Origin of the sequence: Nonomuraea sp. NPDC005501 (assembly GCF_040605905.1) — a bacterium.
GTDB lineage: Bacteria > Actinomycetota > Actinomycetes > Streptosporangiales > Streptosporangiaceae > Nonomuraea.
Genome location: NZ_JBEXDT010000112.1, coordinates 1 through 26519, shown reverse-complemented (window position 1 = coordinate 26519; position 26519 = coordinate 1). Strand labels below are relative to the sequence as shown.

The window sequence follows — 26519 nt, the reverse complement described above, 5'->3', positions numbered from 1 at the left end:
GTGACTGGAGATCCGCCGTCTCCTCTTCCCACCGGCGGCGGGCACGGCTGGCCCGCCCACGCCGCCGCCCGGACCGGCCGGGCCGGGCCGGCGCTCCACCCGCCGGCCCAGCACCAGGTCGCCGTCCCCCGCCAGGACGGGCTCGGCGACGCGCGGGAGCTGGCGCGGGTCGAGCGAGGCGTCGGCGTCCATGAAGCAGACGATCCGCGCGGTGGCGGCCATGAGGCCGGTGTGGCAGGCCGCGCCGAACCCCCTGCGCGGCTCGTGCACCACCGTCGCCCCATGGGCCTCGGCGACCCGGGCGGACCCGTCGGTGGAGCCGTTGTCCACCACGATCGGGCGATATCCGTACGGCATGCGCTCCAGCACCCAGGGGAGCGCGGCGGCCTCGTCGAGGCAGGGCAGCACGACATCGATCACGAGTCCGACGGTACGTACCGGGGGCCGGGTCAACCCTTACGAAGCCATGACGGCGGCCGCGGTGAACTCCCTCAGGCCGTCCTCGAACGCCACCTGAGCCGTGAACCCCAGCTCCCGGGCCGCCTTCGCGGGCGAGGCGACGATGTGGCGGACGTCCCCGAGGCGGTAGCCGCCCGTGACGACCGGCTCCGGCCCCCCGGTCGCCGCCGCCAGCGCACGGGCCAGGTCCCCGACCGTGCGCGGCGTCCCTCCGGCGATGTTGTACGCCGTCAGGGCTCCGGGCCTGTCCTCCTCCAGGGCGAGGGCGTTGGCCCGGGCCACGTCGCGGACGTGGACGAAGTCGCGCCGCTGCCCGCCGTCCTCGAACACCCGCGGCGCCCGCCCGTTCAACAGCTCCGACAGGAAGATCGCGGCGACCCCGGCGTACGGGGTGTCGCGCGGCATGCCGGGGCCGTAGACGTTGTGGTAGCGCAGGGCCGTCACGGTCCCGCCGGTCTCGCGGGCCCAGCCGGCGGCCAGGTGCTCCTGGGCGAGCTTGGTGGTGGCGTAGGCGTTGCGCGGGTCCATGGGGGCGTCCTCGGCGACGACGGCCGGGACGAGCACGGCGTCGCAGCACGGGCACCGGGGGTCGAACACCCCGGCCGCCAGGTCCTCCTCGCGCCGGGGGCCGGGCCGTACCGGGCCGTGGGCGGGACAGTCGTAGGCGCCCTCGCCGTACACGACCATGGAGGAGGCGAGGACCAGCCGCCGCACGCCGTGCCGCGCCATGGCGGCGAGCAGGACGGCGGTGCCGCACACGTTCGCGGACGCGTACGCGGGCAGGTCGGCCACGTCCACGCCGAGCCCGACCTTGGCGGCCTGGTGGACGACGGCGTCGACGTCGGGCAGCAGCCGGTCGAGGGCGTCGCCGTCGCGCACGTCCACGCCCGTCCTGAGGTCGGCGGGCACGACGTCGCGGACGGCGGCGACGCCTTCGAGCGTCTCGGCGATGTGACGGCCGATGAAGCCGGCTGAGCCGGTCAGCAACACGCGCATGCCGCCGATCCAACACCCGGCGCGACCACGCGGACCTTACGGTGCGGGAACGTCGCCGAGCCCGGACGCATGCCGCGCCTCGGAGACGCGGCGAGAATGTAGGCGTAAGCGGGAGGAACCGCCGGGGTGGAGGGTGGATGCGGATCGGGATCCTGGGGCCGCTGCAGGTGGCCGGGGTCGCGGTGAGCGGCGCCCGGGTGCGGGCCCTGCTGGTGCGGCTGGCGCTGGACCCCGGTCGCGTGGTGACGGCGGACCGGCTGATCGGCGACCTGTGGCCGGACGAGAGGCCGGCGCATCCGGTCGCGGCGTTGCAGTCGCTGGTGTCCAGGGCGCGGCGTGAGGCGCCGGGGATCGTGTCGTCGCGTGCTGCTGGGTACGCGCTGGACGTGCCGGCCGGCGAGGTGGACGCGTGGGAGTTCGAGCGGCTCGTACGGGCCGGTGAGGCGCGGGCGGCGCTGCGGCTGTGGCGGGGGGCGGCGCTGGCGGACGTGGCGGGGCTGCCGTTCGCGACCGGACCGGCGGCGCGGCTGGAGGAGCTGCGCCTGACGGCCCTGGCCACGCGGATCGCCACCGACCTGACCGAACGCGGCGGCGCGGGCGGCGGGGTCGACGGGGTGGTGGCCGAGTTGCGGGCGCTGGTGGCCGAGCATCCGCTGCGGGAGCCGTTCCACGCCCTGCTCGTACGGGCGCTGGCGGCGGCGGGGCGGCGGGGGGAGGCGCTGGAGGCGTTCGAGCGGGCCCGCGCGAGGCTGGCCGACGAGCTGGGCGCCGACCCCGGGGCGGAGCTGCGGCAGGCGCATCTAGCGGCTCTGCGTGACCCTCCCCCGGGAGCGGCGGGGCCTCCGGAGAGCGAGGGTGGCGGGCGGCTGCCGGCTCGGGTGACGAGCTTCGTGGGGCGCTCCGGCGATCTCTCCCATCTCCGTGCGCTCCTCACGGCCTCGCCGGCGGGGGACGACGGGACGGCCGCGCCGCCGGAAGACGGCGTGCGGCTCGTGACGCTGGTGGGGCCGGGCGGGGCGGGGAAGACGCGGCTGGCCGTCGAGGCGGCCGCCACGCTCGGCGGCGCGGTGTGGCTGGTCGAGCTGGCCTCCGCCTCCGGTGTCCTGGCCTCCCTGGAAGGTGTGCTGCGCACCACCGACCCCGTGACGGCGCTGCGGGGCTTTCGCCGGCCGCTGGTCGTGCTGGACAACTGCGAGCACCTCATCGACGAGGCCGCGCGGGTGACGCGGTGGCTGCTCGGCGCGGTGCCGGGGCTGCGGGTCCTGGCCACCAGCCGGGAGCCGCTGGACATCCCCGGCGAGACGCTCCACCGGGTGCTCCCGCTGGAGGAGGCGGCGGCCGTGGAGCTGTTCCGGGACCGGGCCGCCGCGGCGCGGCCGGACGTACGGGTCGAGGCCGGGGACGCGGCGCGGATCTGCCGCGAGCTCGACGGGATACCGCTGGCGATCGAGCTGGCCGCCGCCCGGCTGCGGACCATGTCCGTCGCCCTGCTGGTGAGCGGGCTCGGGGATCGGCTGTCCTTCCGCGGCGGCCGGACCGCCGAGCCGCGGCACCGCACGCTGCGCGCGGTGATCGACTGGAGCTGGGAGCTGCTTTCGGACGCGGAGCGGGACCTGCTGCGCGCGTTCACGGTGTTCGCGGGCGGCGCGGACGCCGACGCGGTCGCGCGGATCTGCGGCGAGCAGGGCGGCGTCGCCGGGGGCGGCGAGGGCGGTGTGCTCGAGGTGCTCGCCTCGCTGGTGGACAAGTCGCTCATCGGCGTCTCCGGCGACCGGTACACGATGCTGGAGACCATCAGGCAGTACGCCGCCGCGGACCTGCCGGACGTGCGTCGCGCCCACGCCCGCCACTACACCGCGCTGGCCGAGGCGGCCGGACCCGGGCTGCGGACCGCCGGGCAGCTCCACTGGCTGGCCGTGCTGGACGCCGAGCAGGGCAACCTGGACGCCGCGCTGGAGCACACCGACGACCCGCTCCGGCTCCTCCTGGCGCGGTTGTGGCCGTGGATCATGCGGGGGCGGCGGCGCGAGGCGGCCGAGCGGGCGGCCGAGGTGCTGCGGCGGGTGGGCGACGTGCCGCCGGAGGGGCGGGAGCCGGCCCACGGGCTCTGCCGGGTGATCATGGGCGAGGAGCCGCCGGACGCCGTCCGGCTCTCGGACCATCCGGCGGCGGTGACCTGCTTCGCGCTCATTCCGGCCCCCCTGCCCGGCCTCGTACGGCTCGCCGAGGAGAACGCCGAGCGCCTGCGCGGCCACCCCGACCCGTGGACGAGGTCGGCGGCGGCGCTGGCGTGCGGCCTGGCGCGGTTCGAGTTCGGCTCGGCGGCCGAGGCGGGTGAGCCGCTGCGGGCGGCGCTGGCCGGGTTCAGGCGGACCGGCGACCGGTGGGGGCTGTCGTTCACGCTGCACTGGCTGTCGCTGGCCGCCGAGAACGAGGGCGACCACGCCGAGGCCGTGGCGCTGGCCCGGGAGGGCGAGCGGCTGGCCGGGGAGATCGCCGGGCTGGAGTCCCCCGCGGGGCCGATCCTGTTCCTGTCCCGGCTGGGGCGGCTCCAGGCCCGCACGGGCGACCTCGCAGCGGCCGCCGCCACCCTGGCCAGGGCGGAGGAGGTGGTGAGCGGAGACCCCGACGGCGACTCCGTGGCGTACGCCCGGGTGCTGCACGCCAGGGCGGAGGTGGCCCGCCGCTCGGGCGATCCCGGCGCGGCGGCCCGGCTGCTGCACCGGGCCCTGGAACTGCTGCCCGGCGCGCCCGCCCAGTTCGAGGCGCTGGTGCACGTGGAGCTCGCCCGCGTCTCGGCCGACCCCTGGCCGCCGCTGCGCCGGGCCCTGGAGCTCATGGCGGCCTCGCCGGACCGTACGGTCCGCGCGACCGTGCTGGAGGGCACGGCCGAGCACTGTGACCCGGAGCTCGCCGCCGAGCTGGCCGGGGCGGCGGGAGCGCTGCGCGGCGGAGCCGGGGCGGGCGACCCCGCGCTGCTCGCCCGCTGCCGTCACGCCCTGGGCGAGGCGGGCCTTCGGCGGGCCCTGACCAGGGGCGCCGCGATCCCCCACCCCGAGAGGTACGCGCTTCATCACCGTAGGTCGACACCGTAGGCGCCGCTCGTGGAGACAGGTAGTGGACGATCTTCCGTACGGGCGGGTAATACGCGAGGGTAGGGGAGCACGTTCTCGGTTATGTGAGGAGACCTGTGACCGACTCAGTCACACTCGACGCGCGGGGCAGCGACTTCGCCCGCCTTTCCCGGAGGATCGCGGAGGCCGGCCTGCTCGACCGGCGCCCTGTCTACTACGCGGTGCGCACCTGCCTCGCCACGGCCGCCTACCTCGGTGGGTGGGCCCTGTTCTGGTGGGCCGGCGACTCGTGGCTCCAGCTTCTCGTCGCCGCGGTGCTCGCCTTTGTCTTCGCGCAGCTCGGCTTCCTCGCCCACGACCTCGGGCACCGCCAGGTGTTCCGTACGCGCCGGCCGAGCGACATCATGGGGCTCCTGGTGGGCAACCTCGGCATCGGCCTCGGCTGGGGCTGGTGGACCGTCAAGCACAACCGCCACCACGCCAACCCCAACCACGAGGACCACGACCCCGACGTCTCGCCGGCGGTGATCGTCTGGTCGACCGACCAGGCCCGGCGCAGCCGGGGACTGCCGCGGTTCGTCGCGCGCCGGCAGGCGTACCTGTTCTTCCCGCTGCTGACGCTGGAGGGATGGCACCTGCACGTGGCCAGCTTCCGTGCCCTCACGAACCCGGCCGTCAAGCGGCGCGGCGCGGAGCTGGCGCTGCTGGTGACGCACTTCGCGGTCTACTTCGGCGTGGTGTTCGCGACGCTGTCGCCGGTCAAGGCCGTGGTGTTCCTGATCGTCCACCAGGGGCTGTTCGGCCTCTACCTGGGCTCCACGTTCGCCCCCAACCACAAGGGCATGCCGATCCTCACCAAGGACGACAAGCTGGACTTCCTGCGCAAGCAGGTGCTGACCTCGCGCAACGTCAAGGGCGGACCGGTCGTCGACGTGCTGCTCGGCCAGCTCAACTACCAGATCGAGCACCACCTGTTCCCGAACATGCCGGCGCCCAACCTGCGGCGCGCCCAGCCGATCGTCCGCGACTACTGCGCCGAGATCGGGGTCGACTATCTGGAGACCGGCCTGCTCGACTCGTACGGCCAGGCGCTGCGGCACCTGCACGACGCCGGCGCGCCCCTGCGCTCGGCCCCGGCGAGGTCGTGAGCCGCGCTCCGCGGAGACGTCAGTTCTGCCCGAGGCGGCGGCGCAGCTCGTCGCGCCGCCGCTCCAGATCGGCGATCAGCTGCTCCTGATCGTCCGCCATGGCGATCATGGTGCCGATCTCGATCGGATCGGTCGCCCCCAGCTCGCCGATCTGCTGGCGGATGTCCTTGTTCTCCGCGCGCAGCCGCGCCAGGTCCTCCTCGACCTGCCGCAGCTCCTCATCAGTGCTCATCCTCCTGATCTACCCAGCCGGAAGCCCGCCGCACGTCGCCGCAGTGGCGGTGGAGGTCGGCGCAGTGGCCGGGGATGCGGTACAGAATGGGCGTCATGCGCGGATCGCGGGCCGGGACGGCCATGTCGCTCGGTGTGGTCGCCGTCGTGCTCGGCGCCACACTGGCCATCGCGCTGTTCGAGCAGGGCCCCCGGCCGAACGCCCTGGACCTGATCCTCCCCCTCGTCGCCGGGGCCGCCACGCTCGCCCGGCTGCGGCATCCCGTGGCGGCGCTGGTCGTCGTGACCGCCGCGGTCGTCGCCTACTACCCGTTCGCCCGGCTCGACGGGCCGCTGCTGATCCTCATGTTCGTCGTCCTCTACACGGCCGCCGACCGGGGTCACCTGGTGGCCGCCGTCGCCACGGGCGCCGCCTCGCTGCTGGCCCTCGGGTACGGCGAGAGCGGCGACGTCAGGCACATCAGCGACGGCGTGTTCATCTCCATCATGGGCTGGGTGGTGGCGTGCCTCGCGTTCGGCGGCGTCACCCGCACCCGCCGCGCCTACCTGGAGGAGGCCGAGCGGCGCGCGATGGAGGCCGAGCACGGCAGGGAGGAGGAGGCCAGGCGACGGGCCGGCGAGGAGCGGCTCCGCATCGCCCGTGAGCTGCACGACGTGCTCGGCCACAACATCTCCATGATCAACGTGCAGGCCGCGGCGGCGCTGCACGGGCTGAAGAAACGGCCCGAGGAGGCCGAGACGGCGCTGCGCACGATCAAGGAGACGAGCAAGGAGACGCTGCGCGAGCTGCGCACCACGCTGGGCGTGCTGCGGCAGGTGGACGAGGAGGCGCCGACGGCCCCGCCTGACAGCCTGGCGCGCGTGGACGCCCTGGTCGCCGCCACGGGGCTGTCGGTGCGCACCGAGCTGTCGGGGCCGCTGGACGGCGTGCCGACGGAGATCGACCTGGCTGCGGCGCGCATCGTCCGCGAGGCGCTGACGAACGTCTCCCGCCACTCCGGGACCGACGCGGCCACACTCGCCATCACCAACGAATCCGGACATCTGGTGATCCGGGTGGAGGATGATGGCCCCGGGGCCACGTACACGGAGGGCAGCGGCTTCGGCGTCCAGGGCATGCGCGAGCGCGCCACGGCGCTGGGCGGCACCCTGGAGGCGGGGCCCCGGCCCGAGGGCGGCTTCCGCGTCGTCGCGGACCTCCCCCTGAAAACCCCGTTTCCCCTGAACGGAGCCTGATGATCCGGGTACTCCTGGCCGACGACCAGACCCTCGTGCGCGCCGGGTTCCGGTCGATCCTGAGCGACGAGGACGACCTGGACGTGGTCGCCGAGGCCGCCAACGGCGAGGAGGCGGTGGAGCAGGCCAGGCGGCACCGCCCCGACGTGGTGCTCATGGACATCCGCATGCCGCAGCTCGACGGCCTGGAGGCGACCCGCCGGATCGTCACCGACCCCCGGCTCGACGGCGTCAAGGTGGTCATCCTGACCACGTTCGACCTGGACGACTACGTGTACGGGGCGCTGCGGTCGGGCGCGAGCGGCTTCCTGGTCAAGGACACCGAGCCGGCCGAGCTGATCCACGCCGTGCGGGTCGTGGCCCGCGGCGACGCGCTGATCGCCCCCTCGATCACGCGCCGGCTGATCGCCGAGTTCGCCGGCCGGGTCAAGCGCCCGGAGCCGGGGCCGCGGCTCAACGCGCTGACCGAGCGCGAGCGGGAGGTCATGTCGCTGGTGGCGGCCGGGCTGTCCAACGACGAGATCGCGGCCCGGCTCGTGCTCAGCCCCGCCACGGCCAAGACCCACGTCAGCCGCATCATGACCAAGCTCGCCGCGCGGGACCGCGCCCAGCTCGTGGTCATCGCGTACGAGGCCGGCATGATCACCCCCGGCTGGCTCACCCCCTGAGGCGCCTGACGCCCCGGCCGGCCGTACACCCTGGGTGGTACGGCCGGCGCCGCCGGACACCCGGAGGAGTACGCCAGGTGCCCGCGCCCGCATGACGCGGCGGCCCGAGCCGTCACCGCAGGCTGTGCGCCATGGACACCGTGGAACTCGCCCGCCTGCAGTTCGCCCTCACCGCGGGGGCGCACTTCCTCTTCGTGGCGCTGACGCTCGGCCTCGCGACGCTGGTGGCCGTCGTACAGACCTGGGCGACGCTCACCCGCAGCCCGCTCCACCTGCGGATGACCAGGTTCTGGGGACAGCTCTACATCGTCAACTACGCGATGGGCATCGTCACCGGCCTCGTGATGGAGTTCCAGCTCGGGATGGCGTGGAAGGGGCTGACGGAGTTCGCGGGCAACGCGTTCGGCGCCTCGCTGGCGATCGAGACGCTGGTGGCCTTCTTCCTCGAATCCACGTTCCTCGGCCTGTGGATCTTCGGCTGGGACAAGCTGAACCGGTGGGCCCATCTGGCGGCCATCTGGATCGTGACGCTCACGGCGTACGCGTCGGCGTTCTGGATCCTCGTCTCCAACGGCTTCCTCCAGAACCCCGTCGGCTACGAACTGGCGGGCGGCGTGCTGCGACTGACCGACTTCGGGGCGATGGTGGCCAACCCGGCGGCCCGGGTGGCGTTCTTCCACGTGCTCGGCGGCGCCATGATCACGGGCGGCTTCTTCATGGCCGGGGTGAGCGCCTACCACCTGCGCCGGCGCACCGCCGAGCAGGACTTCTTCCGCAAGTCGCTGCGGATCGGCGTCGGCGTGGCGCTGCCCGCGACCCTGTTCACCGCGACGTTCGGCGGCCTCGGCTTCCAGACGCTCCAGCCGGCCAAGGCCGCCGCGTGGACGGGTGACGCCGGCCGGCTGGCCGCCGCGCAGGCCGAGATGGCGGCGGCGCACGGCCCCGGCGACTACCTGCCCCCGGCCGGGTGGGTGCAGGCCGGGGCGATGACGATGCTGATCGCGTTCGCGGTGATGTTCTTCTTCTCCGGGCTGAGCGCGCTGCTCATGCTGTTCCGGCCCGCGGTGCGGGGCCTGCGGGTGTGGCACTGGCTGCTGACCCTGATGATCCCGGTGCCGTTCGCGGCCATGCTGGGCGGCTGGGTGTTCCGCGAGATGGGCCGCCAGCCATGGGCGGTGTACGGCCTGCTGACCACGGCCGAGGCGATGTCGCCGGTCACCGGGGCGCAGATGAGGCTCTCGCTGACCGCGTTCGTGACCGTGTTCGCCGTGCTGATCGCCACCAACTACTGGCTGCTGGCCAGGACCGCCCGGCGCGGACCGGACGCGGTGACGCTCGGCGACCGGCCGATCGAGTCGCCCGCCCCCGCCCTGTCCTTCTGACCCGCTTGAGGAGCCCCTCATGGAGATCTTCATCCTGGCCTTCTTCGCGCTCGGCTACCTCGTGCTGGCCGGAGCCGACATCGGCGTCGGCATGGTGCTGCCGTACCTGGGCCGGAGCGCCGGCGAGCGACGCGAGGTGATCGCCGCGATCGCCCCGTTCTTCCTCGGCAACGAGGTGTGGCTGGTGTCCACCGCCGGCGTGCTCGCGGGGTTCTTCCCCAGACTGGAGGGCGAGCTGCTGAGCGGCGATCCCGTACTGGTGGTGGCCATGGTGCTGTCCTGGGTGGTGCGCGACATGGGGCTCTGGCTGCGCGGGCGGCTGACCCGCGCCGGCTGGCAGGGCCTCTGGGACGGGGCGGTGGTCGCGGGCAGCTGGGGGCTGGCGCTGAGCTGGGGGGTGCTGCTGAGCGACGTGCTGCTCGGCATCCACGGGCCGATCGCGGTGCTGCCGGCGCTGGTGGTGGCCGCGCTGTTCGGCACGCACGGGCTGGCCTTCGCCACGCTGCGGCTGCGCGGCGAGCTGCGGCGGCGCGCGGCCGTGCTGTCGGGCGGCTCCGGTGAGGCGCGCACGTACGCGCTGACCGCCGCCGCGCTCGTCGTGATCGGGGTGCTGGCCGGGCTGCGGCTGCCGCTCGTGGCCGGGCCCACGGCGTCGCTGCTCACGCCGGTCGTCCTCGCGGTGATGCCGTTCCTCGTGGCCTCGCAGGCGTGGGTCTGGTGGACCTTCCGTCACCGCGTGAGCGGCCCGTCCTATCTGTGAAGGTCCACCAGCGGCTCTGTGAAGGTCCACCAGCGGCGGCGCCGCCTCAGGAGCGGCGCGGATGGGTGAAGGAGCTGTCCGACTTCACCGAGGCGTCCTCAGGGGCGACCTCCGGAGGTGAGGCGCGCAGCCACCGGCACCCGTGCGGGCCGAGCGGCAGACGTACCGCCCCCTTGTCCGAGACCTCGGTCGTGCCGTCCACCAGCAGGTCGGTGAGCTGGTAGTTCGCCAGGCCGTCCAGCTTCAGCTCCACCTCCTCGGTCGTCCTGCCCAGGTTGTGCAGGACGACCACCGACGCGCCGTCGGCGTCGCAGCGGTGCGCCAGCACCTGCGGGCTGCCCGAGTCGATCACCGTGTGGGTCCCCCACGCCAGCTCCGGGCACTCGCGGTAGCGCTCGATCAGGAGCTGGATCCAGCGCAGCAGCGAGTCCTGCTGGCGCTTCTGGTCGGCCACGTTGACCCGCTCCGGCCCGAAGGGTCCGTCCGGCATCTTCCGTACGGGCTCGTGCATGCTGAAGCCACCCTCGCTCGACCACTGCATGGGGGTGCGGACCGCCATGCGACCCTCGGCGGCGAGGTTCTCCCCCATGCCGATCTCCTCTCCGTAGAACAGCACCGGTGTGCCCGGCAGCGAGAAGAGCAGGCTGTAGGCCATCTTGATCCGCCGCAGGTCGCCGCCCAGCATGGGCGGAAGCCGGCGGCGCAGGCCACGGCCGAAGATCTGCATGTCCTCCTCGGGGCCGAACGCCTGGAAGATCTCCTGGCGCTCCTCGTCGGTGAGCTTGTCCAGGGTCAGCTCGTCGTGGTTGCGCAGGAACGTCGCCCACTGGCAGTCCTTGGGCGGCCGGGGCCGCTCCTTGAGCGCCGAGGCGAGCGGCTCGGCCTCGCCCCTGGCCAGTGACAGCCAGGCGCGCTGCATGCCGATGAAGTCGAAGCACATGGTGACCTGGTCGCCGAGTCCGTCGCCGAAGTAGCCCATGAGCTCCTTGTAGGGGACGTTGACCTCGCCGAGCAGCACCGAGTCGCCCTGACGGCGGGTCATGAAGGCCCGCAGGTCCGCCAGGAAGTCGTGCGGGTCGGCGAGCTTCGGCTCGACGTTCTCGATGAGGAACGGCACCGCGTCCACCCGGAAGCCCGACAGCCCGAGCTCCATCCAGAAGCCCAGGATGCGGGCGATCTCGTCGCGGACCTCGGGGTTGGCCACGTTGAGGTCGGGCTGGTGCCGGTAGAAGCTGTGCAGGTAGTACTGGCCCGACCCCCTGTCGTACTGCCAGATGCTGTTCTCCTTGTCGGGGAAGACCACCTGGCCGGGGTCGTCCGGCTCCTTCTTGTCGGACCAGACGTACCAGTCGCGGCGCGGCGAGTCCTTGCTCCTACGCGCCTCCTTGAACCACGGGTGCTGGTCGGAGGTGTGGTTGACGACCAGGTCCGCGATGACCCGCAGCCCCCGGTCATGGGCGGTCCGCATGAACTCCACGAAGTCGCCGAGCGTGCCGAGCCGGGGGTCGATGGCGTAGAAGTCGGTGATGTCGTAGCCGTCGTCCTTGTTGGGGGTGGGGTAGAACGGCATGAGCCACAGACACGTCACCCCCAGTCCCGCGAGGTAGTCGATCTGCTGCGTGAGGCCGCGGAAGTCGCCGATGCCGTCGCCGTTGCCGTCCTTGTACGTCTCCACGTCCAGGCAGTAGACGACGGCGTTCTTCCACCACAGATCCGAGGTGTACGTCAATCGCATGGACCGCCGCTACCCACAGGATCGCCCGGAATGCCGGACGCCTCCCGGGGAAGCGGAGATCGCCACTAAGGTCTGACCCACACGATCCCCCAGGAGGGCACGATGAGCGACCACGCGATCACCTTCGACCTGATCGACGTCGACAAGGACGGCCGCATCTCGGCCGAGGAGCTGGTCCGGCTGATGGAGGCCCTGGGACAGCCGATCAGCCTGGAGCGGGCCCAGGCCGGGGTGGCCCGGCTCGACCAGGACGGCGACGGGCTGATCGACCTGAACGAGTTCGGCGCCTTCCTCAAGGACTGAGCCCGGGGGGCCGCCCGGGCCCCGAGGTCAGGCGGCGTAGAGGTAGACCTGGCCGAAGACCTCGGACAGGGCCTTCAGGTCGGTCGCGGCGTCCACCTCCGGCTTGGCCGGGTCGTAGACCGTGGCCAGGCGGGGACGGACCGAGGTCAGCTTCTTGAGCTGGTCCCAGGTGGTGTTGGCCGCCCACTTCTCGCCGTACGCGCGGCTGACCTGCCCCTGGCCGTTCTCGTAGCGGCTCCACAGCGTGACGGTCTCGGCGGCGTCGTCCTGCAGCGGGCTCGCCACGTGCTCGGTGATGGCCTTGGTGGCCTGCTCCCCGGTGAGCTGGGGCGCGCCGGGCGCGGCGAGCGCCGCGTCCTCGACGGAGATCTGCGCGTACGCGTCCCACGCCCGGGCCCGGACCTGGATCCACTGGTTGCGCTGCGCCGTGGCGGCGTCGATCTTCCAGGTGGTGTACTCGGTGGCCAGGTGGCCGCTGTCGAGGGCGAGCTGGTCGATCTTGCCCTTGGCCAGCCAGGCGCCGATCCGCTCGGGGTCGAGGAGCGGGTACTTCTGGGTGATCGCGGTCTTGCAGGCGTCGTCGGCGCCGCAGCCGAACAGCGGCACCATCGTGTGCGCGGCCAGCTTGCGGCCCGGGGCGAGCTTGCGCAGCTCGGCCGACGCCTCGTTGACGAACGTGTCCATCTCGTCGGCGCTCCGGAACAGCTGCCCGTCCCCGAGCTGCCGGGTGAACCGGACACCCACGACGCCCGGCTGCGCGGCCAGCGCGGCCACCTGCTTGGCACCCTCGGCGAGCTTGCCGGCCTTCCAGTCGTCGGCCAGCTCGGCGTCCACCCACACCCGCAGGCCCGCCGCGACGGCGCTCTTCACGGCCTTGCCGGTGGTGCTCTCCTCGGCCTGGGAGATCTGCTCGGCCGACAGGCCCGCCGGCGGGACGGAGCACTCCTCGCCCGCCTTGCACTCCGGCGTGCCGCCGTCCTCGGCGCCCTCGACGTCCGGGTCGCCCCCGTCGTGCGCCTGCCCGTCGCCCACGCCGTCGGGCGGGGTCGGGTCGCACACGTTGCCCGCGTCGCCGCAGTCGACCCCGATGGAGTCGAGCGGTCCAGCCGCCTCCAGGTTCTCGCCGTCGTTGGCCAGCCAGAACCTGGCGATGTCCAGCGCCTCGTCGGGGGTGGCCATCCACCGGCACACGACGTAGGCGGGGGTGTCGCCGGCCATCAGGTCGTTGCAGCTGCGGGGATCGTCCTCCGACCACGCGGGGACGCCGATGCCGAGCAGGGAGAGGGCGAGTCCTATGACGAAGAGCTGCCGCAGTCGAGGTCGCATCGAGGCGCCTTACGTGAGGGGTGATCGTCGGGCATTAGGCACGATATCTGGATGATCAGTGACGTTCAATGAGATCAGGGGGTCTTGACCGCTTTTCTGACCCGTTTCTTCACCTGCCGGATAACCAGAAGACAACTCCACCGGCGTCCCGGAAGAATGAGCCCCGTTTTCCGCGAAGCAAGGGGGATCACGTGCGCGGACATCTCGGAGACCTCGGCCTGCTCCGCGAGCGGCGGTTCACGCTGCTGCTCGCGGCGCGGACCATCTCGGTGCTGGGCAGCACGTTCGCCCCCGTGGCCCTCGCCTTCGGCATCCTCGGCCTGCCCGGCGCCGACGCGACCACGCTCTCGGTGGTCCTGACCGCCGAGTCGCTGCCGATGGTGCTCTTCATGCTGGTCGGCGGCGTCATCGCGGACCGCTTCCCCCGGCACCTGGTCATGACGGCCGGCGAGCTCACCAACGCGCTGGCCTTCTTCGCCCTGGCCGCGATGATGTTCACCGGATGGACGCCGCTGCCCGCGATGGCCACGGCCGCCGCGATCAGCGGCCTGGCGACGGCCGTGCTGTTCCCCGCGCTGACCGGCATCATCCCGGAGGTGGTGCCCACCGACCGGCTGCAGACCGGCAACGCCCTGCTCGGGCTGGGCGCCAACACCTCGCGCGTGGCCGGGGCCGTGCTCAGCGGCGGCACCGTGGTGCTCTTCGGCGGCGGATGGGCGCTGTCGGTGAGCGGCGTGATGTTCGCGGTGGCCGGCGTGCTGGTGGCGGCGCTCCGGCTGGCACCCGGCGAGCGGCCGGCCGGGCCGCGTCACTCGGTGCTGGCCGACCTGCGCGACGGCTGGCGCGAGTTCAGCTCCCGGCAGTGGATCTGGGTGGTCGTCGCACAGTTCTCGATCATGGTGATGGCCATCCAGGCGGGCCACGGCGTGCTGGGGCCGCTGCTGGCCAAGGAGAGCCTGGGCGGGCCGCTGGTCTGGTCTGCGTTCCTGACGGGCGAGGCGGTCGGCACGATCGCCGGGGTGCTGGTGTCGCTGCGGATGCGGCCGTCCCGCCCGATCCTGCTCGGCACGCTGCTCTGCCTGCCGACCGCGGCGCCGTACCTGCTGCTGGGGTTCGGGGCGCCGGTCTGGGCGATCGTGGCCGGGTCGTTCGCGCTGGGGGTGTGCTTCGACGTCTTCGGCGTGCTGTGGCAGACCACCATGCAGCGGGAGGTCCCGGCGGACGCGCTGTCGCGGGTCAGCTCGTACGACGCGCTCGGGTCGCTGATGTTCGGGCCGCTCGGGCTGATGCTGGCCGGGCCGGTGGCGCACCTGATCGGCACCCGGGAGGCGCTGCTCGCCTGCGGCGCGATGGTCGTGCTCTCGACGCTGGCCGCTTTGCTGTCGCCCGGGGTGCGCAACCTGCGCGCCCCGGCCCCGGCTCCGGCTCCGGCCTCCGAGGGCGTCTCAGGCTGACCGCCCGCGGAAGAAGGCGTTGGCCCGCGGCTGGAACATGAGCGTCAGAGCCCCCAGCACGGCCAGCAGGTGCAGGATCCGGCTGCCCGCGAAGACCAGGTCCATCGGGGCCGCGGCGGCGACCGCGTCGCCGATCGAGCCGCCGGCCAGCAGCCACCGCGCCGGCTCCACCACGAGGGACAGCGTTCCGAAGATCCCGAGGCCGACGGCGAGCGTGAGCCGCGCCCAGTTCCGCCTGTGCCGCAGCCGCAGGGCGAGGAACACGGCCGCCCCGAACACCCCCAGCCGGAAGACGATCTGCGGCAGCAGCTCACCGAACGCCGTCCCGGACGACAGCTCCACGGTAGCCATGAGCAGGGCCTCGAAGGCTCCGGCCGCGACGGCGAACAGCCACAGCGACATCGCCGCGAGCACGACGGGCGGCACCTGGTCCGGCAGGCCGCCCCGGGGCGCGGGCGGCGGGGTGACGGTGGACACGCGACTCATGGAATCCTCCTAGGTCTTTCCTGAAGTCTGCGCCGATCACCCGTCCCGATCAGGCCCGCCGCCCCCCGAATCCGGGGTGGGGCCCGCCCTACCGGCGCGCCCTACCGGCGATCCCCGCGTACGGGCGGTGGCGATAATCGGACCATGGCCGCTGAATCCGCCCAGACGCTGGAGCGCGGGCTCCGCCTGCTGAGGCTGCTCGCCGACGGCAAGGGCGGGCGCACCCCCACCGAGCTGAGCCACGAGCTGCAGCTCAGCCGTCCCGTCGTCTACCGGCTGCTCACCACGCTGTCGCGCGAGGGCTTCGTGCGGCGCGACACCGAGGGGCGGGCGCACCTCGGGTTCGGGGTGCTGGTGCTGGCCCAGGCCGTGCAGCCGCTGCTGCGGGCGGCGGCGCTGCCCGCGCTGCGGCGGCTGGCCGAGACGGTGGGCGCGACCGCGCACCTGACCGTGGCCGAGGGCGACGACGGGCTGGCCGTGGCCGTGGTGGAGCCGTCGTGGACGCACATGCACGTCGCCTACCGGGAGGGCTCGCGCCATCCGCTCACCAAAGGCGCGGCGGGGCGGGCGATCCTGGCGCTGCGCGAGGGCCGGTCGGACTATCTGGTGACCGAGGGGCAGTTGCAGGAGGGGGCCCGGGGCATCGCCGCCCCGGTCACCGGGCTGCCGTGGCTGGAGGCGTCCGTGGGGGTGGTGACGTTCGGGCCGCTGGACGAGTCGGCGGGAGCGCGGGTGGTCGAGGCCGCCGCGGAGCTCGCCGGCGCCCTGGGTTGACATCTCCAGGGCGATGGACGACGGTAATTGCATATAGAGGACGCTGACGTCCGATAAGCGGACGGTCATCGGACGCTGCTTGGGGAGGCCGGATGCCGTACTACCGCGTCGTGGGGGAGGTGCCCCGCAAGCGCCACGTGCAGTTCAGGAAGCCCGACGGCGGGCTGTACGCCGAGGAGCTGATGGGCGAGGAAGGCTTCTCCTCCGACTCCTCACTGCTCTACCACCGTCACCTCCCGACGGCCATCGTCAAGGCCGAGGCCGTCACGCAGGGCACCGGGACGCGCCTGGAGCCCAACCTGCCGCTCTCCCCGCGGCACTTCCGCACCCAGGACCTCGCCACCGCCGGGGACCTGGTCACCGGCCGCGTCCTGCTGGCCGGCAACGGCGACGTCCGGTTGTCGTACGCCACCACCGACCGGCCCAGCGAGCTGTACCGCGACTCGATGGGCGACGAGTGCGTGTACGTCCAGCGGGGCCGGGTCCGGTTCGAGTCCACGTACGGCGTCATCGAGGCCGGCGAGGGCGACTACGTGGTCGTGCCGACCGGCACCATCCACCGCTGGGTGCCCGACGGGCAGGTCAACGCGCTGGTGATCGAGGCCGCCGGCCACATCCGGCCGCCCAGGCGTTACCTGTCGCAGTACGGCCAGTTCCTGGAGCACGCGCCCTACAGCGAGCGCGACCTGCGCGCCCCGGCCGAGCCGCTGCTCGTGGACGGCGAGGAGGTGCCGGTGCTGGTCCGCACCCGGGGCGGCCTCACCCGGCTGGTCTACCGCGACCACCCGTTCGACGTCGTCGGCTGGGACGGCTGCCTCTACCCGTACGCGTTCAACATCCGCGACTTCGAGCCGGTCGTGAAGAGGACGCACGCCCCGCCGCCCGTCCACCAGACGTTCGAGGGGCCGGGGTTCGTGGTCTGCTCGTTCTGCCCGCGCCCGCTGGACTTCCACCCCGAGTCGGTGCCGATCCCGTACAACCACCACAATGTCGACTCCGACGAGTTCATGTTCTACGTCGGCGGCGACTACTCCGCGCGCAAGGGCTCCGGCATCGACGTCGGCTCCGTGTCGCTGCACCCGGCCGGCTTCACCCACGGGCCGCAGCCCGGCGCGGTCGAGGCGGTCATCGACGCCGTGGCGCGCGGCGTCACGACCACCAGCGAGATGGCCGTCATGGTCGACACGTTCCGGCCGCTCGACCTGGGGCAGGGAGCATTGTCGTGCGAGGATCCCGGATACGCTTGGACGTGGGCCAGATGAGCACCGCCGTCCTGTTCACCGCCCTGGTCGACGACGCGGGGCTGTTCCCGCCGACGTCCCTGCACATGTCCGACGCGCTGGCCCGCCACCGCCGCGACCAGGAGCACGGCGGCCAGGTGCTGACCCACCGCTTCCTGTGCCCCGCCAGCCGGCTCGACGCGCTGCGCCGCGAGGAGTTCGTCCCGCGGCGCATCGGCCTGATCGTGGACACGCCGGAGATCCCGCCGTTCGAGGACCTGCCGGTCGACATCGTCGAGGTGCCGATGCCCCCCGACTCCTCCGTGGCGGCGACGGCACTCGGCGTGGCCGGCCGGCTGCCGCGCGGCGTGCGGCTGTTCGTCGAGGTGCCGGCGCACCGGGTCGGCACCGACGTGCCGGAGGGCGTCGGGCTCAAGGTGCGCTGCGGCGGAGCCACCTCCGACGCGTTCCCGCCGGTGGAGCACCTCGCCGTGTTCATCCGGTCGTGCGTGGAGCAGGAGATCCCGTTCAAGGCCACGGCCGGGCTGCACCACGCCGTACGCCACTTCGACCCCTCGCTGGGGACCGACCGGCACGGGTTCCTCAACTTGGTGCTGGCCGTCTGCGAGGCCGTCGAGCGGCGCGATCCCGTGCCCGCCCTGCGCGCCACCGACGCCGCGCGGCTGGTGGCGCTGGCCCGGCAGGTGGACCCGGAGACGGCCAAGCACGCCCGCGAGCTGCTCGTGAGCTACGGATCGTGCAACACCGCCGCCCCGTTGGGCGACCTGCGCGAGCTGGGCCTGATCCCCGAATGACCGGCGACCGACCGCCGGCCGGCCGTCGACGGAGCGAGGAGGACGTGTGAGCTGGGGAGTGGACAACCTGCCCTACGGGGTGTTCTCCCGGCCGGGCCAGGCGCCCCGGGTGGGCGTGCGCTACGGCGACCGGGTGCTCGACCTGGCCGCCGCGCTGCACGACGAGGTGTTCGCGGCGCCCTCGCTCAACCCCTTCATGGCACGCGGGCGCGGCGCCTGGCAGGCCACCCGGGCACTCGTCCAGGAGAAGCTGACCACCGACATGGCCGTCACCGAGGCCCACCTGATCCCGCTGGAGCAGGTACGGCTGCACATGCCGGTCGAGGTGGCCGACTACGTCGACTTCTACTGCTCCCTGGACCACGCCTCCAACATCGGCCGGATCTTCCGCCCCGACGCCGAGCCGCTGCTGCCCAACTGGCGCCACCTGCCGGTCGGCTACCACGGCCGCTCGGGCACGGTGGTCGTCTCGGGGACCCCGATCACCCGGCCGCACGGCCAGCTCAAGGCCGGCGTGTTCGGCCCGTGCGCCAAGCTCGACATCGAGGCGGAGCTGGGGTTCGTGATCGGCACGCCGTCCGCGATGGGGGCGCCGGCCGGCGCGTTCGAGGACCACGTCTTCGGCGTGACGCTGCTCAACGACTGGAGCGCCCGCGACATCCAGGCGTGGGAGTACGTGCCGCTCGGGCCGTTCCTCGGCAAGTCGTTCGCCACCTCGATATCGCCGTGGATCACCCCGCTGGACGCGCTGCCCCGCGTCCCCGGCCCGGCGCAGGAGCCCGAGCCGCTGGAGTACCTGCGCCGGCGGGCCGACTGGGGGCTCGACGTCGGCGTCGAAGTGTCGATCAACGGGGAGGTCGTGTCCCGCCCGCCGTACGCGTCGATGTACTGGACGCCGGACCAGATGCTCGCCCACCTCACCTCCAACGGCGCGTCGCTGCGCGTCGGCGACCTGTTCGCCAGCGGCACCATCTCGGGGCCGCGGCGCGAGGAGCGCGGCTCCCTCATCGAGCTCACCTGGAACGGGAATGATCCGATCAAGCTGGCCGGCGGCGAGATCCGGACGTTCCTGGAGGACGGCGACACCGTGACCCTGCGCGCCACGGCCGGAGGCATCACTTTGGGCGAGGTGTCAGGAACCATCCGGTAGGTCACTCGACGTGCTCTCGTCGTGACTCCCCGCTAACCTGGGACCTCCCTTCCCGGAAAGCAGGAGTCAGATGCGGCGCGCCGCGGTCGTCTTTCTCGCCACCCTCTGTCTCGCCGCCTCGCTCAGCGCGGGCTGCGGCTCGGGGAGCGCCGGAGACCCGGCGCCGGTGGCGCCCGCCGTACGCGTGCAGCCGGCTTTCGACACCAAGCGGGCCCGCACCGACCGCGGGCTCGTCGTGCGGGCGCGCGGCGGCAGGCTGGGCGAGGTACGCGCGCACGCCGGCGGCATGCCGGTGCCGGGGCGGCTCGACGCGTCCGGCACGGTCTGGCGCTCCGACTGGGCGCTCAAGCCCGGCGCCGAGTACACCGTCACGGCCAGGGCCGCCGGCCCGGGCGGCCCGCCGGCCGTCGTCAGGGGCCGGTTCCGCACCCGCGTGCCCGGCCACGCCTTCGGGGTCGCCTCGGCCGTGCCGCTCCCCGGCGAGACCGTCGGCGTCGGCATGCCGATCGTCCTCACCTTCGACACGCCGGTCAGCGACAAGGCCGCCGTCGAACGGGCGCTCCAGGTCACCTCGGAGGTCCCGGTCGAAGGGGCGTGGCGCTGGATGAGCGACACCCGGGCCGTCTACCGCACCCGTACGTACTGGGCGCCCCGGCAACGGGTCACCGTCACCGCTCACCTGGCCGGGGTACGCGCCGCGCCGGGCGTGTACGGCACGGCGGACCGCACCTTCATGTTCACCGTGGGCCGCGACCAGTCCAGCGCCGTCGACGCCCGCACCCACCAGATGGTGGTCCGGCGCGACGGCGAGATCGTGCGGCACATGGCGATCAGCGCCGGCATGGGCACCACCCGCGAGTACACCACCACCAGCGGCGTCCACCTCACCATGGACAAGGGCGACCCGGTCCGCATGATCTCCCCCGGCCGCGACAAGGGCGAGCCCGGCTACTACGACAAGCTGATCGACCACGCCGTCCGCATCTCCGACAGCGGCGAGTACGTCCACGCCCTGGACAACGTCTGGGCCCAGGGGCGCGCCAACGTCAGCCACGGCTGCATCAACGCCCGGCCCGACCAGGCCGCCTGGTTCTACGCCGGCTCCCTGCGCGGCGACCCCGTGACGATCACCGGCACCGACCGCGAGCTGGAATGGGACAACGGCTGGGGATTCTGGCAACTGCCCTGGGAGGAGTGGCTGCTCGGCAGCGCCATCTACGGTCCCACCGCCACACCACTGTCGCAGCGCTGAATCGGCGATACCGTAGGAAAAAGGGGAACCGGTGGCGGTCCCTGGCCCGTTGTCCTTACAGGAGGGCCGGAGCATGGACGAATGGATCGTCTGGGTGATCCTCGCGGTGGTCCTCGGGGTCGCGGAGATCTTCACCCTCACCGCGGCGCTGGGGCTCCTGGGAGTGTCCGCGCTGCTGACGGCGGCCGGGGCCGCGGTCGGCCTGCCGGTGCCGCTCCAACTGCTGGTCTTCGCCCTGTCCTCGACCGCGGGACTGTTCGTCGTCCGGCCCATGGCCATGCGCCACATCCGCCAGCCGCCGTTGCAGCGGTTCGGGGTGGAGGCGCTCGTGGGCAAGCCCGCCTACGCGGTCACCCCGGTGACCGGACGCGACGGCAGGATCCGCGTCGGCGGGGAGGAATGGTCGGCCCGCGCCTACGACGAGACCCTGGTGATCCCGGAAGGGGCGACCGTCGACATCATCGAGATCGAAGGGGCCACCGCCCTCGTATATCCCAGGGAGTGAGCATGGATCCGCTGTTGCTGGTCGGGTTGTTCGTCATACTCTTCGCCGTGTTCACCGTGCTCAAGGCCGTGCGCATCATCCCGCAGGCCCGGGCGCGCAACGTCGAGCGGCTGGGCCGCTACCACCGGACCCTCAAGCCGGGCCTGAACTTCGTCATCCCGTACATCGACCGGGTCTACTCCGTCATCGACCTGCGTGAGCAGGTCGTGTCGTTCCGCCCGCAGCCCGTGATCACCGAGGACAACCTGGTCGTCGAGATCGACACCGTGCTGTACTTCCAGGTCACCGACCCGCGGGCGGCCGCCTACGAGATCGCCAACTACATCCAGGCGGTCGAGCAGCTCACCGTCACCACGCTGCGCAACGTGGTCGGCTCCATGGACCTGGAGAAGACCCTGACCTCGCGGGACACGATCAACAGCCAGCTCCGGGGCGTCCTGGACGAGGCCACCGGCAAGTGGGGCATCCGCGTCAACCGCGTCGAGATCAAGGCGATCGACCCGCCCAAGACCATCAAGGACGCGATGGAGAAGCAGATGCGGGCCGAGCGGGACAAGCGGGCCGCCATCCTCAACGCCGAGGGCCAGCGGCAGTCGCAGATCCTGACGGCCGAGGGCGACAAGCAGAGCCGCATCCTGCGCGCCGAGGGCCAGCGGACGGCCGCCATCCTGGAGGCCGAGGGCCAGTCGCGGGCCATCGACCAGGTCTTCCAGGCCGTCCACCGCAACGACCCCGACCCGAAGCTGCTGGCCTACCAGTACCTCCAGGTGCTGCCGCAGCTCGCCCAGGGCTCGGGCAACACGTTCTGGGTCATCCCGAGCGAGGTGACCTCGGCGCTCCAGGGCGTGTCCAAGGCGTTCACCGAGGCCCTGCCCAAGTCCGCGGCCACGCGCGAGGAGCTGCCGCCGAGCGCGGAGATGGACGAGGAGGTCGCCAAGGCCGCGGAGGCGGCGGCCGAGGCGGTCGCTGACGCCCAGGAGGCGGAGAGCCCGAACGGGCCGCGTCAGCTCACCCAGTCGGCCCCGGCCCCGGCCCCGTTCCCGGACCTCGACCGCACCCCGGAGCCCCAGCGCAACCACCAGGAGCCCTGAGGGCCCCTGGTCAGGCCACTTCCAGAAGGCGACGCACCTGGACCTCCCGGTGCGTCGCCCTGGCCCGGCACGCCAGCTTGACCGCCGCGTCGGCGAGCGCGATGTCGCGGTTCACCTCGGGGATGTCGTCCCCCATCGCGGTCCGGAGCCACTCGGAGACCTCCGCCCAGGAGTAGAGCGTCACCGCGTCCTCTCCACCCACGCCGATGGCCCACAGGCCCTCGACGGTTCTGAGCTGAGCGAGAACCGACATCAAAGCGGGCGTGTCCGGGCTCAGTGCGACAGCGGCGGTTCCGTCGTGTCGACGAGGGTGCAGGCGGCCACGGCGCCCTCGGCCACGCGGGCCCAGATGCCCGCCACCACGCCCCCGTTCGGATGCTCGTCGACGCTGAACTCCAGCACGCCCGTCTGACCGTCCTTGATGACGCGCGGGTCGATGACGAAGCCCGGGCCGTCGCCCCCGGGGGTCAGCGGCTCGGGGTCGGGGAAAACGTGTAGCGGGGCCTCCTCGTCCGGCAGGAAGCGCTCGGCGCGCGGCTGCGGGCTGCATCTCTTGCCCCGCGGGATGTAGTCCACCACCACGTTCATCCCCTTGGCCCGCAGGTCGGACTCCAGCTTGTCGGCGTCCCGGACCTCGCGGATCTGGATGCGGACGGTGCCGTCGGGGTTGTCGGTGAGGGCGTACGCCGGGCTGCCGCCGCCCAGGACCAGCGGGAGCGCCACGGCCGCCGCGGCGGCGAGCCCCAGCACCGGCGCCAGGACGGCGGGGCGCGGCAGGCGGCGGCGGGGGGCGCGGCTCTTGCGGTCGATCTCGGTCATCACGAACTCCTTGAGCAGCCGGTGACGGCCCTCGGGAAGATCGCGTTCGTCGTTCCAGGTCATCGGATCTCCTCCGTCGCGGGGCCTCGGTCACCTACTACCTGTCGGGGCCCGGGCGGCGGTTCCACGAATCTGCCGAGTTTCCGGCGCGCCCTCGACAGCCGGGACCGCACGGTGCCCACCGGGATGCCCAGCGCCTCGGCCGCCTCCCTGTAGTCGAGTCCCGCCCACACGCACAGCGCGAAGACGTCGCGCTCCTGGCGGCGCAGCGACCCGAGCGCCTCCCGGACCGCGGCGAGCCGCTCGGCGTCGTCGATCCGGCCCACCACCTCGTCGGCGAAGTCGGGCACCGCCTCGCCCCTGGGCAGCCGGGCCAGCGCGTCGTCGTGGCGGCGCGCGGCCCGGCGGGTGTTGCGGGCCACGTTCGTGGCGATGCCGAGCAGCCACGGCCGCAGCGAGCCGCCCTCGGGGTCGATCCGGGCGCGTAACCGCCACGCCTCCAGGAACGTCAGCGCCATGACGTCCTCGGCCGCCGACCAGTCGCCGGTCAGGCGGTAGGCGTGGTTGCAGACGGCCTTGGCGCACTCGTCGAAGAGTTGCTCGAAGGCCGCCGGGTCTCCGTCACGTATTCCGGCGCGCAGCGACTTGTCCACACACAGGACTGTCCGCGGCGGAGGCGGGGTTCCCGATCAGCTCGCGCGAGTCTGGCCGCCGTCGAAGTAGGCGACCAGCTCCGGGTCCAGCGGCGGGACGTCGTACGGCGTGCCGCCGTCGCGCAGCGACATCGTGGCCTGGTAGCCCGCGGCGACGCTCATCCGGGCCGCCACCGGCGAGGTGTCCGTGACCCCGCCCTCCCGCACGAAGCGCAGGAACTCGGTGACGATGTCCGCGTCCGCGCCCCCGTGGGAGCCCTGGGCGTCGGGCACCCGGTAGGCGATGTCCGCGTCGGCGCGGTAGCCGGTGGGGCCGGTGTTCCACACCTTCACCGTGTCGCCGGGGCCGTCGCCGAAGTTCTCCAGCCGGCCCTCCGTGCCGATGACCGTGTAGTTGCGCACGTAGTCGGGGGTGAAGTGGCACTGCTGGTAGGCGGCGATGACGCCGTTGTCGAGGCGCATGTTCATCACGGACACGTCCTCGACGTCCACGACGTGGTGCAGGTCGCGGCGGGCGGTCGGCGGCCAGTCGTACTCGCGCAGCCACCCCTCCGGCCGCGGCGTGCCCGGCTCGCGGCGCGGCAGGTCGCCGTACACCATGAGGTCGCCGAACGCGCTGACCCTGCTGGTGTAGCCGCCGGCCAGCCAGTGAATGACGTCGAGGTCGTGGGCGGCCTTCTGCAGCAGCAGGCCCGTGGTCCGGGTGCGGTCGGCGTGCCAGTCCTTGAAGTAGTAGTCGCCGCCGTACGAGACGAAGTGGCGCACCCACACGGTCTTCGGCTCGCCGATGTCGCCGCGCCGAATGATGTCGCGCATCTGCCGTACGACGCCCATGTGCCGCATGTTGTGGCCGACGTACAGGCGCGTGCCGGTGCGGTGGGCGGCGCGCAGGATGGCGTCGCAGCTCTCCACGGTGATCGCGAGTGGCTTCTCCACATAGACGGCCTTGCCGGCCTCCAGGCAGTCGATCGTGATGCGCTCGTGGGTGTCGTCGGGCGTCATCACGATCACGGCGTCGAGGTCGTCGCGGTCGAGCAGCGCACGGTGGTCCTCGGTCACGTACGTGGCCCCGAACACCCCGGCCTGGTGCTTGAGCACGGCGGGGTCGGTGTCGCAGAGCGCGGTCACCGCCGAGCCCGCGCCGGGCCGGTGCGCCGCCAGGGCGAGGCTGGAGCGCAGGCCGAGGCCGATGACTCCGATCCGCAGGTCTTCCACAGGGGTCCTTTCTCGGGGTACGGGCACGCTACTTGGAGCCGGTGAACGCGATGCCCTGGATGAGCTGCTTCTGCATGATGACGAACAGTACGATGATCGGCGCGCTGGCCATCAACGACCCCGCCATGAGCACCGGGTAGTCGGTCATGTGCTCGCCCTGGAGCGCCGACAGGCCCGCCGAGAGCGGCATGCTCTCGGGGTCGGTGTTGACGATGAGCGGCCACATGAGGTCGTTCCACGACCACAGCACGGTCAGCACGCCGAGCGCGAGCAGTCCGGGCCTGGCCAGCGGCAGCATCACGCTCCAGAAGATGCGCAGGGGGTGGGCGCCGTCCAGCCGGGCCGCCTCCTCCACCTCGGCGGGCAGGGTCATGAAGAACTGCCGCATCATGAACGTGCCGAACGCGCTGAACATGCCGGGCGCGATGAGGCCCGGCAGGGTGTTCAGCCAGCCGAGGCTCTGCACGATCTGGTACTGCGGGATGAGGAAGAGCTGGCCCGGCACCATGAGCACCGACAGCAGCACGACGAAGATGACGTCGCGGCCGGGGAAGCGCAGCCGGGCGAAGGCGTAGGCGGCCAGCGAGCAGAACAGCAGCTGCGCCAGCGTCCGCCCGGTGGTCATCGCCACGGTGTTGCCGAGCTGCTGGAGGAACGGCGTCTCGTCCAGCACCTTGGCGAAGTTCGACCACTCGAACGAGGGAACCCAGACGGGCGGTGTCCTGGTCGCCTCGGTGAACGTCTTCAGCGAGGTGAGCACCTGCCAGAAGAACGGCATGACCATCGCGGCCGCGCCGACCGCCAGCACCAGGTGGACGGGCCAGAGGCGACCGTTACGCATAGTGCACCCACCTCTTCTGGACGCGGAACTGGATGACGGTCAGCACCAGCGTGATGGCCATGAGGACCACGGCCATGGCGGCCGCGTACCCCTTGGCGCCCTCCTCGAAGGCCCGCGAGAAGAACAGCGACACCACGGTCTGCGTGTCCTCCCGGGCGGGGTTGCCGCGGCGCAGCATGAGGTAGACGAGGTCGAACATCTGCAGGCCGTTGATCACGCTGAGCACCGAGACGAAGAAGACGCTCGGCGACAGCAGCGGCAGCGTGATCCGGAAGAACTGCCGGGCGCGGCCGGCCCCGTCGATCGAGGCCGCCTCGTACAGGTGGGCCGGGATCGACTGCAGGCCCGCCATGAAGATGACGGCGTTGTAGCCGATCTGCGTCCAGATGCCCACCGCGACGAGCGCGTACAGGGCGGTGGACGGCTCGGCGATCCAGGACGTGCCGTGGATCCCGACGAGGGACAGCAGGTAGTTGATCAGGCCGTAGTCGCCGTTGTAGAGCCAGGTCCAGATCATCGCGACGGCGGCCGGCATGGTGACCACCGGCAGGAAGTACAGGGTCCGGTAGAGCGACACCAGCCTCAGCCCCCGGGTGCCGAGCAGGGCCGCCACCGCGATGGACAGCGGGATGCCGAGCAGGCTCAGGCCGCCGTACAGGAAGGTGTTGCGCAGCGCCTTGGCGTTGGCGGGGTCGGTGAGGAGCTGCTCGTAGTTGCGCAGGCCCACCCAGGTCGCGTCGCCGAACAGCGTCCACTCGGTGAAGCTGTAGTACACCGACTGCACGACCGGCCACAGGTAGAACACGCCGAGACCCAGCACGAGCGGCGCGATCATCGCGTAGCCCCAGACCCAGTCGCGGTCGCGCAGCCGGCGGCCACGAGCCGTGGGCGCTGCGGACCGTCGTCGAGGTCGTCACCGACGAGGG

Annotated in this window: 27 protein-coding genes; 15 read left to right on the top strand and 12 right to left on the bottom strand. The window is 72.6% G+C overall.

Annotated elements, in window-relative coordinates; genetic code table 11:
* Together ABZS51_RS36815 and ABZS51_RS36810 are read right to left on the bottom strand one after the other, a co-directional pair.
* Positions 1-420, bottom strand: a 420-nt coding sequence (locus ABZS51_RS36815; RefSeq protein ID WP_355451238.1) for a glycosyltransferase family 2 protein, incomplete at its 3' end; no start/stop codon positions are given.
* Between the two features lie 36 nt (positions 421-456).
* A complete protein-coding gene (locus ABZS51_RS36810) occupies positions 457-1455 on the bottom strand; it encodes an NAD-dependent epimerase/dehydratase family protein (RefSeq protein WP_355451235.1) in 999 nt (332 codons plus the stop codon).
* Between the two features lie 137 nt (positions 1456-1592).
* On the opposite strand from ABZS51_RS36810, the gene ABZS51_RS36805 reads away from it, so the two are divergent.
* Both ABZS51_RS36805 and ABZS51_RS36800 read left to right on the top strand, forming a co-directional pair.
* A complete protein-coding gene (locus ABZS51_RS36805; RefSeq protein WP_355451232.1) occupies positions 1593-4550 on the top strand; it encodes a BTAD domain-containing putative transcriptional regulator in 2958 nt (985 codons plus the stop codon).
* A gap of 95 nt (positions 4551-4645) precedes the next feature.
* Positions 4646-5677, top strand: coding sequence for an acyl-CoA desaturase (locus tag ABZS51_RS36800; protein ID WP_355451229.1), 1032 nt, complete (start codon positions 4646-4648; stop codon positions 5675-5677).
* Between the two features lie 19 nt (positions 5678-5696).
* Here the strand turns inward: ABZS51_RS36800 and ABZS51_RS36795 are convergent, their stop codons facing one another.
* Complete coding sequence (locus tag ABZS51_RS36795; protein WP_310715573.1) at positions 5697-5909, bottom strand: hypothetical protein; 213 nt, start codon at positions 5907-5909, stop codon at positions 5697-5699.
* Positions 5910-6004: 95 nt separating this feature from the next.
* On the opposite strand from ABZS51_RS36795, the gene ABZS51_RS36790 reads away from it, so the two are divergent.
* From ABZS51_RS36790 to ABZS51_RS36775, 4 genes are all read left to right on the top strand, one after another.
* Positions 6005-7144 carry a sensor histidine kinase gene (locus ABZS51_RS36790; RefSeq protein ID WP_355451225.1) on the top strand — a complete coding sequence of 380 codons (1140 nt, stop codon included), beginning with the start codon at positions 6005-6007 and terminating at the stop codon, positions 7142-7144.
* Positions 7144-7812 (top strand): response regulator transcription factor, encoded by a 669-nt coding sequence (locus ABZS51_RS36785; RefSeq protein ID WP_310715576.1) that lies wholly within the window; start codon positions 7144-7146, stop codon positions 7810-7812. The genes ABZS51_RS36790 and ABZS51_RS36785 overlap by 1 nt, the downstream gene beginning before the upstream one ends.
* Positions 7813-7943: 131 nt before the next feature.
* Positions 7944-9194, top strand: coding sequence for a cytochrome ubiquinol oxidase subunit I (locus tag ABZS51_RS36780; protein ID WP_355451221.1), 1251 nt, complete (start codon positions 7944-7946; stop codon positions 9192-9194).
* A gap of 19 nt (positions 9195-9213) precedes the next feature.
* Positions 9214-9954 carry a cytochrome d ubiquinol oxidase subunit II gene (locus ABZS51_RS36775; protein WP_355451218.1) on the top strand — a complete coding sequence of 247 codons (741 nt, stop codon included), beginning with the start codon at positions 9214-9216 and terminating at the stop codon, positions 9952-9954.
* Positions 9955-10000: 46 nt separating this feature from the next.
* On the opposite strand, the gene ABZS51_RS36770 is transcribed toward ABZS51_RS36775, so the two are convergent.
* A complete protein-coding gene (locus ABZS51_RS36770) occupies positions 10001-11689 on the bottom strand; it encodes an alpha-amylase family protein (protein ID WP_355451215.1) in 1689 nt (562 codons plus the stop codon).
* Between the two features lie 102 nt (positions 11690-11791).
* On the opposite strand from ABZS51_RS36770, the gene ABZS51_RS36765 reads away from it, so the two are divergent.
* On the top strand, positions 11792-11992 hold the full coding sequence (locus ABZS51_RS36765; RefSeq protein ID WP_310715583.1) for an EF-hand domain-containing protein: 201 nt from the start codon (positions 11792-11794) through the stop codon (positions 11990-11992).
* A gap of 27 nt (positions 11993-12019) precedes the next feature.
* Here the strand turns inward: ABZS51_RS36765 and ABZS51_RS36760 are convergent, their stop codons facing one another.
* On the bottom strand, positions 12020-13318 hold the full coding sequence (locus tag ABZS51_RS36760; protein WP_355451211.1) for a hypothetical protein: 1299 nt from the start codon (positions 13316-13318) through the stop codon (positions 12020-12022).
* 191 nt (positions 13319-13509) lie between these two features.
* Here ABZS51_RS36760 and ABZS51_RS36755 point away from each other — a divergent pair, with 191 nt between their 5' ends.
* On the top strand, positions 13510-14772 hold the full coding sequence (locus ABZS51_RS36755) for an MFS transporter (protein ID WP_310715588.1): 1263 nt from the start codon (positions 13510-13512) through the stop codon (positions 14770-14772).
* Here ABZS51_RS36755 and ABZS51_RS36750 read toward each other — a convergent pair.
* Positions 14764-15258: a hypothetical protein gene (locus ABZS51_RS36750; RefSeq protein WP_355451208.1), complete on the bottom strand. Its 495-nt coding sequence runs from the start codon at positions 15256-15258 to the stop codon at positions 14764-14766. The genes ABZS51_RS36755 and ABZS51_RS36750 overlap by 9 nt on opposite strands.
* 144 nt (positions 15259-15402) lie before the next feature.
* Here ABZS51_RS36750 and ABZS51_RS36745 point away from each other — a divergent pair, with 144 nt between their 5' ends.
* From ABZS51_RS36745 to ABZS51_RS36715, 7 genes are all read left to right on the top strand, one after another.
* Positions 15403-16032 (top strand): helix-turn-helix domain-containing protein, encoded by a 630-nt coding sequence (locus tag ABZS51_RS36745; RefSeq protein ID WP_355451205.1) that lies wholly within the window; start codon positions 15403-15405, stop codon positions 16030-16032.
* Between the two features lie 92 nt (positions 16033-16124).
* Complete coding sequence (locus tag ABZS51_RS36740; protein WP_355451202.1) at positions 16125-17294, top strand: homogentisate 1,2-dioxygenase domain-containing protein; 1170 nt, start codon at positions 16125-16127, stop codon at positions 17292-17294.
* Positions 17291-18067 carry a hypothetical protein gene (locus ABZS51_RS36735; protein WP_355451199.1) on the top strand — a complete coding sequence of 259 codons (777 nt, stop codon included), beginning with the start codon at positions 17291-17293 and terminating at the stop codon, positions 18065-18067. Before ABZS51_RS36740 ends, ABZS51_RS36735 begins: the two co-directional genes overlap by 4 nt.
* A 46-nt stretch (positions 18068-18113) precedes the next feature.
* Positions 18114-19217: a fumarylacetoacetase gene (gene fahA, locus ABZS51_RS36730; protein WP_355451196.1), complete on the top strand. Its 1104-nt coding sequence runs from the start codon at positions 18114-18116 to the stop codon at positions 19215-19217.
* A gap of 70 nt (positions 19218-19287) precedes the next feature.
* Entirely contained in the window at positions 19288-20469 is a 1182-nt protein-coding gene (locus tag ABZS51_RS36725; RefSeq protein WP_355451193.1) for an Ig-like domain-containing protein, read from the top strand.
* Positions 20470-20542: 73 nt separating this feature from the next.
* Positions 20543-20974: an NfeD family protein gene (locus tag ABZS51_RS36720; RefSeq protein WP_310715600.1), complete on the top strand. Its 432-nt coding sequence runs from the start codon at positions 20543-20545 to the stop codon at positions 20972-20974.
* Between the two features lie 2 nt (positions 20975-20976).
* On the top strand, positions 20977-22065 hold the full coding sequence (locus ABZS51_RS36715; RefSeq protein WP_310715601.1) for an SPFH domain-containing protein: 1089 nt from the start codon (positions 20977-20979) through the stop codon (positions 22063-22065).
* A 10-nt stretch (positions 22066-22075) separates the two neighbouring features.
* Here ABZS51_RS36715 and ABZS51_RS36710 read toward each other — a convergent pair whose 3' ends face one another.
* Genes ABZS51_RS36710 through ABZS51_RS36685 form a run of 6 tightly spaced genes read right to left on the bottom strand, consistent with a single transcriptional unit; the run spans position 22076 to position 26428 of the window.
* Positions 22076-22318: a hypothetical protein gene (locus ABZS51_RS36710; protein ID WP_355451189.1), complete on the bottom strand. Its 243-nt coding sequence runs from the start codon at positions 22316-22318 to the stop codon at positions 22076-22078.
* A 20-nt stretch (positions 22319-22338) separates the two neighbouring features.
* On the bottom strand, positions 22339-22947 hold the full coding sequence (locus ABZS51_RS36705; RefSeq protein WP_355451186.1) for a hypothetical protein: 609 nt from the start codon (positions 22945-22947) through the stop codon (positions 22339-22341).
* Positions 22944-23537 (bottom strand): RNA polymerase sigma factor, encoded by a 594-nt coding sequence (locus tag ABZS51_RS36700; protein ID WP_355451183.1) that lies wholly within the window; start codon positions 23535-23537, stop codon positions 22944-22946. The genes ABZS51_RS36705 and ABZS51_RS36700 overlap by 4 nt, the downstream gene beginning before the upstream one ends.
* Before the next feature lie 36 nt (positions 23538-23573).
* The gene (locus ABZS51_RS36695) at positions 23574-24752 is read right to left on the bottom strand and encodes a Gfo/Idh/MocA family oxidoreductase (protein WP_310715605.1); all 1179 of its coding nucleotides are present in this window, start codon (positions 24750-24752) and stop codon (positions 23574-23576) included.
* 28 nt (positions 24753-24780) lie between these two features.
* Positions 24781-25593: a carbohydrate ABC transporter permease gene (locus tag ABZS51_RS36690; protein ID WP_355451180.1), complete on the bottom strand. Its 813-nt coding sequence runs from the start codon at positions 25591-25593 to the stop codon at positions 24781-24783.
* Positions 25586-26428 carry a sugar ABC transporter permease gene (locus ABZS51_RS36685; protein ID WP_355451177.1) on the bottom strand — a complete coding sequence of 281 codons (843 nt, stop codon included), beginning with the start codon at positions 26426-26428 and terminating at the stop codon, positions 25586-25588. The genes ABZS51_RS36690 and ABZS51_RS36685 overlap by 8 nt, the downstream gene beginning before the upstream one ends.
* Positions 26429-26519 lie beyond the last annotated feature (91 nt).